Genomic DNA, 6,012 nt, shown 5'->3' on the forward strand with positions numbered 1-6,012 from the left:
TCACCCTTGTGACCTTAACTGAAACCATTCAAGTGTTTGTCAAGGGCAAATGCGGCTCCGATTGGTATAGTCAGTGGGCCTTCACCACCTTTAATTTTTAGTTTTCATAAAAAATTTGACAGTTCCAGAGTTGTTCTCGGACATCATCGGGTCAGTAGCAACACCACGCTTCCAAGACAATCCTATGCATGCGATTGTTCCCACACAAAGTCTAACGGAAATAACGTGATAATCAATTATACACTGAACAGGTTCCGATTGTCTTATAATTCAAACTGGAAAAAGGATAATAAAGGGGAAAAAGCAGAAAAGAGCCTGTAAATGCGCTCTTTTCTGCTTAAATTAGGGAGAATATGGGTTAGACGACTTCCAATTGTTTTTCCTGAATGGCTTTCAGTCGATTCGGATAGTCTGTGATGATAGCGTGAATTTTCGGGTGTGAGGCTTTTATTAAGTCTGCTCTCTCGTTAATGGTCCATGTGTTGACCCCAAGCTCATATCGCTGAGCAGTTTCGAGCATCTCTTCATCAATGCACAAGGCGTGAGGATGAATATAATCCATACCCAGCTCGTTGGTCAACTGAATAATATGCTCGTTACAGCCGGGAACAAGAAGACCAGTCTGAACCCCTTCAGATAACTGCTTGACCCGCGCCATATTGTTTCGATGGAATGAGGAAATTATCGTCCGGTTTTCTACACCGTATAAAGATATTAAATCAAGGACCTTTTTTTCAAGACCAATGTCTTCACTCGTTTTTGTTTTAAGCTCGATATTAGTCAGAAAAATTTTATCATGTGCCCATTCAAGGTATTCAGACAAAGTCGGAATTCTCTGATCAGGCAGCCCCTCCTGAAGCACGCCATCAACCGACCAGCTTCGCACCTCTTCCAATGTCATCTCGGCTACATAACCTGTCCCGTTTGTCATTCGGTCAAGTGCTTCATCGTGGAAAATGACAACTTCTCCGTCTCTAGTCATCTGGACATCGAGTTCCACCCCATCAGCACCAGACAGAAAAGCTTCTTCAAAGGCAATCATCGTATTCTCAGGAAACTTTCCGCTGAACCTACGATGGGCCAGATTAAGAGTTCTCATGATACAAGGTGCTCCTCTCTTGTTTTGTTAGCGATCCTTTAATAGACAACCATAACTTATTCCTTCTAATCGATATTTCAGCTAACCTCCTTCTAAGTTTTTGTACCGACTCGATAAAACTACTTCTTATCCTACAATCATAAGCAAGACTTTAGCCCCGTAGTTTACTCACATATGCGCTCCATCAGAATGAATTACAGGCATGCATGGATAAAAAATGTTTCACTTTTTATCTGCGAGGCTTTTAACAGTCTGTCGAATCATCATTTAGCAATCTTTATTACCATGATTCTATTTATCTGATTGATTTCAATATGAACTTATTGTGTGCTTATTCTGCACATAACTATCGTAGCAATCCATTGTAAATCCCCTGTAAGAATCGCGCTGTTTTTTGATGATCTATGTAAAAGTTCAACACAAGCTGCAGTAACATATTTACAATTCGACCACTTTAAATCGCAAACAAAAAACCGCATACTTAATGCCGAGTTACAGCACATAAGTATGCGGAAGCAAATTATTTGATTATCTGGCAGGTAAGTCTTCTACTGAATCGATATCCATGTATTCAGGAACGACAAGGCCGTTCAAAGCTCCGGACATATTCGGTCCCAAATCATCGATCTGGTCTTCTACTTCATCGTAAAAGGCTCCAAATGTTACGGGCAGCCACGGCGCTAAGCTGGCATCGCCTTCTCCATACGCAATCGCCTGAAACATCATGACCGGGTCAACGTTTGTAATCGTTACTTCGTATCCCAGCTCTTCCAGGACGAGCTCCATGACATGTGAAGACGACTGTTCAGTATCCCAGGGGGTCGAAACGAGATGGAATGCTTCGTCTTCAACGGAATCTATTCCATCTGTCCACTGGTCTACATCTTCTCTGTTTTCTTCTACCCAATCAGAAGCAGCTTGTTCAAAAGGGATATCCTGGGCAGCAAGCATGACTTCCTGCATATCCGATATGTCCCACTCAAAACGTTCAAGTACCGCGTAGGCTTCAGGCTTGTCTGCCTCTAAACCTTCACGGGCAATGGTATGAATAAATTCTTCTTCTCCAAGAGAGTCTTGCGGATCATCAAGAAATTTCAGATCATATTCTTCAAAAATCCAGTGTGGTCTCCAGCCGGTCACGATGATCGGTTCCTCATTCTGGATCGCCTGATCAAGCGAGGTGATCATTCCGGCGGTGGAACTCGTATGTATGTCCCAGCCTTCTAAATTATCGTAATCTTCAAGCATATCTTCGGCTAATTCAGTCGTGCCGGATCCAGCTTCTATACCAGTAATCGTGTAATCCAGATCTTCCCACATGGTATCAGTCTGTTCCTCAGCATCTCCTCCATCACAGCCTAGTAATACGAATGCAACAGGTAAAACTGCTAATGCTTTGCAATAGCTTTTGTTCTTCATCATTTCCCTCCTATGTTTATGCCCGTCTGAAGATTATCATAGGGAGATAACATCCTCATTCCTATATGTAAGGACTACCTTCAAACACGCACGGTTATTACCGTAACATAGATAGTTGTATCGTTCAAATGGTATGGACGCGAGAAAAAACCGGAAGCTCTTAACGAGTCCACCGGTTCTATATTCTTATGTTTTTTATACTGTCGGCACACTCATATCCAAGTGGTTCGCAACACCTTCAGCTAGTTCAGGTGTAACCTGGTGGAACAGTTTCAATTGACGCTCGATGATCTGCTCGTCTCGAACCCCTCTTAAGTGATCCGCAAAGTTTTTATACAGACGGCTGCGCTCGTCTTCAGAAAAGACTTCCATAATCAGCTTGCGTGGCTGAGAGAAGTGATCTGCCTGGTCATAAGGTACGCTGTCCGCTTCGCCTGACACTTTAAACGGCTTGAAGTTGTCTTCTCTTGATTCTTTGATACCGTCATAACTGTTCGGCTCATAGTTGACTGCTTTTCCGCCGTTATGGTAAGCCATTTGTCCATCGCGCTGATGATTTCTGACTTCCGCTTTAGGTGAGTTGATTGGCAGCTGGTTATGGTTTGTTCCGACACGGTAGCGGTGAGCATCGGCATAGGCAAACAGACGACCTTGAAGCATTTTGTCTGGTGACGCTTCAACTCCAGGGACAAAGTTACCTGGTGAGAATGTAGACTGTTCTACTTCAGCAAAGTAATTTTCAGGGTTACGGTCAAGGACCATTTTACCGACTTCAATCAGTGGATAGTCTTCGTGAGACCAGACTTTAGTGATATCAAATGGATCGTACGCATATTGAGCCGCTTCTTCTTCAGGCATGATCTGAACTTTCAGAGTCCATGACGGGAAGTCGCCCTCTTCAATCGCATTGAATAAATCTTCCGTATGATAATCAGGGTGCTCTCCGGCAATCTTAGCAGCAGTTTCCGGATCCATATTCTTAACGCCCTGGTCTGTTCTGAAGTGGTATTTCACCCAGAAAGACTCGCCGTCTTTATTAACCCATTTGAATGTGTGACTGCCGTATCCATGCATGTGGCGCAGCGTCGCAGGAATCCCGCGGTCAGAATGCAGAATCGTGATCTGATGCAGTGATTCCGGTGATAGTGACCAGAAGTCCCATATCATATTAGGATCCTTCAAGTTTGTCTGTGGCACACGCTTCTGTGTATGAATAAAGTCAGGGAATTTGATTGCGTCACGGATGAAGAAAATAGGTGTGTTGTTACCAACAATGTCATAGTTTCCTTCATCTGTATAGAATTTAACTGCAAATCCGCGTGGGTCACGAACCGTATCAGCTGAACCCAGTTCGCCGGCAACTGTTGAGAAGCGGATAAACATAGGTGTTTCTTTTCCTTCTTCAGAGAAAAGATCTGCTTTGGTGTACTTGGCAATGTCCGGATTTGTTACTGTAAAATGTCCATGAGCACCTGCACCTTTTGCATGCACGACACGCTCAGGCACACGTTCACGGTTGAAGTGAGCCAGTTTCTCAAGTAAGTGAACGTCTTGGATTAAAGTTGGGCCGTGGGTACCGGCAGTCATTGAGTTCTGATTGTCTCCAACTGGAGCACCAGTGGATGTTGTTAATTTACTATTATTCTCAATCATCTTATGTATCTCTCCTTACATTTTATGAACTACTATATTATAATAGATATAAACTGAAAAACCAAGACCCTATTGCAAATATGTCTTTTTATTTCAATGATATGCTTTTTTAAGTTGAAACTAAGCCAAACATGTGTTAATTTAATAAATGTAAGAAATCTATCAAAAACATACATAAGGAGATTGGTCTATATGAAAAAACTGAATACAAAAACAGTTTTACTTGTCCTTTCAGCAGTCGTCACTCTCATGTTAGTGGCTTTACTAACAGATGTTTTACCCGTTTACAGTGAACATGGTCGTTCAATGATCGTGGGAACTCTTGCTTACATCGCCATGGGTGGTATAGTTTTATCCAAACCACTGGACAACAAGCACGTCGCTGCCGTTTCTGGGATCATGAGTGCCGGATTCATCGCGGCTCACATTCTCATTGAAGCAGCTTTATTCTCAACTATGGGTATTGCAGCAGTCACTAACCCATTTGGTTATGCGGCTGTCGCAGCGCTGATTTTAGCAGGACTGGCTTTCGTCGTAAGCAAAGTCAAAGCACTTGAAAACATCAGTCTGTACGTGAATGGCTTTATGACAACTGGAGTGACACTGGTTTATTACCACGTAGCTTCACTTGCTCCTATCAGAGCATCACTCTTATTCTTCATCCCGTTCACTCTATTCTTCGCATGGACTGTCGCTCAATACGGCATGCAGGTTTCAGAAGTAGTTAAAACACGCAGACAGACTGCGTAATACAAGATAACTCAAAAGACCAGTTGCCCGTCATTCAAACGGCAGCGACTGGTCTTTTTTTTATCGTTATAACTTAATCTGACTGTATTTTAACGGCACCCAAAGCTCACAGAAGACATTTGCCTCTTTTTCTTCAGGATAGAATTCATAATCGGTCTCTTCGAGCAACTTATAGCCTGACTGTTCTTCGAATTCTTGGTTTATCCTGTCCCACCTCTCACTCACACTGCTCGGATTAGTTCCGATACACTTGAATACCGCTCATTTAGAAGAAGAGAGTGTCCACAACTGATAACCGTCTGCACCTCGCCTCCATCGTGAGGCACACCTATTCCGAATTCAAACGTCCCCTTCTCATGAGATATCGGCGTACATGCACCATAATTATTGGAGATTGCAACATGCTTTTCCAAAACTTGCATCGCACCTGACTCCATACTCTTTTTCCAGAAATTTGGAATAGTATAGGATACTTTCCGGGGTCGGTGATAGCTTCCGATGGAAACTGCTCCACACTAGCCAGCAACGTAATGGGCTCCCGTTCGACAATTCTGTATTCCATATCTATTTCTCCTTTTTTCTCTTATTTACCTTCACTTTCCTCTCAGCCTGTCGCTTTCTCTAATTACTTTCTAGCTTCAGGCCTTGCGGAACCCCATCCCCAATCTCACCTTTATTCTACTCCTATATCCATAGAAAAACAGCTGTGATTCCTCAGAATTATATATAAAAAAGAGCCCCCTCAAGAGCTCTTTCATTCAAACTATAGAATTGCCACACACTTTTTGCTATCGTGTGCCGACATACAGCAGAATGTAACTGACTATGTAGACAAGTGTAGTAGCGGATGTCACTATGTAGAGAATCGTTTCAGATCGTGACAACAGACCCTGTTTCTTTTTCTTTCTCAAAGACCTCTCAAGAATGATCGCCACAATAAATAATATAAGTATAGACACTTCGTGTGAACTACCCACCACTTAAATCCTTTGGATTTTGAAGTGGGGGCTTCCTACGAACTCCATTCTTGTCTGCACAGACTTCATACAGACAGAGGAATCGGATAGGGGTAGGCTCAAAAGGCAGTCCCT

Annotated in this window: 6 protein-coding genes; 1 reads left to right on the forward strand and 5 read right to left on the reverse strand. The window is 42.9% G+C overall.

What is annotated here, in order from left to right; all coding sequences use genetic code 11:
- Nucleotides 1-358: 358 nt before the first annotated feature.
- The 3 genes from ACYQ2O_RS09955 to ACYQ2O_RS09965 form a co-directional block, all read right to left on the reverse strand.
- Complete coding sequence (locus tag ACYQ2O_RS09955; protein ID WP_459796522.1) at nucleotides 359-1,099, reverse strand: glycerophosphodiester phosphodiesterase family protein; 741 nt, start codon at nucleotides 1,097-1,099, stop codon at nucleotides 359-361.
- 528 nt (nucleotides 1,100-1,627) lie between these two features.
- Nucleotides 1,628-2,518, reverse strand: a complete 891-nt coding sequence (locus tag ACYQ2O_RS09960; protein ID WP_459796523.1) for a glycine betaine ABC transporter substrate-binding protein — start codon at nucleotides 2,516-2,518, stop codon at nucleotides 1,628-1,630.
- Nucleotides 2,519-2,713: 195 nt separating this feature from the next.
- The gene (locus ACYQ2O_RS09965) at nucleotides 2,714-4,171 is read right to left on the reverse strand and encodes a catalase (protein ID WP_459796524.1); all 1,458 of its coding nucleotides are present in this window, start codon (nucleotides 4,169-4,171) and stop codon (nucleotides 2,714-2,716) included.
- A 192-nt stretch (nucleotides 4,172-4,363) separates the two neighbouring features.
- Between ACYQ2O_RS09965 and ACYQ2O_RS09970 the strand changes: the two genes are divergently transcribed.
- Nucleotides 4,364-4,921, forward strand: coding sequence for a hypothetical protein (locus tag ACYQ2O_RS09970; RefSeq protein ID WP_459770123.1), 558 nt, complete (start codon nucleotides 4,364-4,366; stop codon nucleotides 4,919-4,921).
- A 66-nt stretch (nucleotides 4,922-4,987) separates the two neighbouring features.
- Here the strand turns inward: ACYQ2O_RS09970 and ACYQ2O_RS09975 are convergent, their stop codons facing one another.
- A complete protein-coding gene (locus ACYQ2O_RS09975; protein ID WP_459796526.1) occupies nucleotides 4,988-5,146 on the reverse strand; it encodes a hypothetical protein in 159 nt (52 codons plus the stop codon).
- Nucleotides 5,143-5,343, reverse strand: a complete 201-nt coding sequence (locus tag ACYQ2O_RS09980) for a hypothetical protein (protein ID WP_346023940.1) — start codon at nucleotides 5,341-5,343, stop codon at nucleotides 5,143-5,145. The genes ACYQ2O_RS09975 and ACYQ2O_RS09980 overlap by 4 nt, the downstream gene beginning before the upstream one ends.
- Nucleotides 5,344-6,012: the final 669 nt, after the last annotated feature.

The organism is Alkalibacterium sp. m-11 (assembly GCF_054658155.1).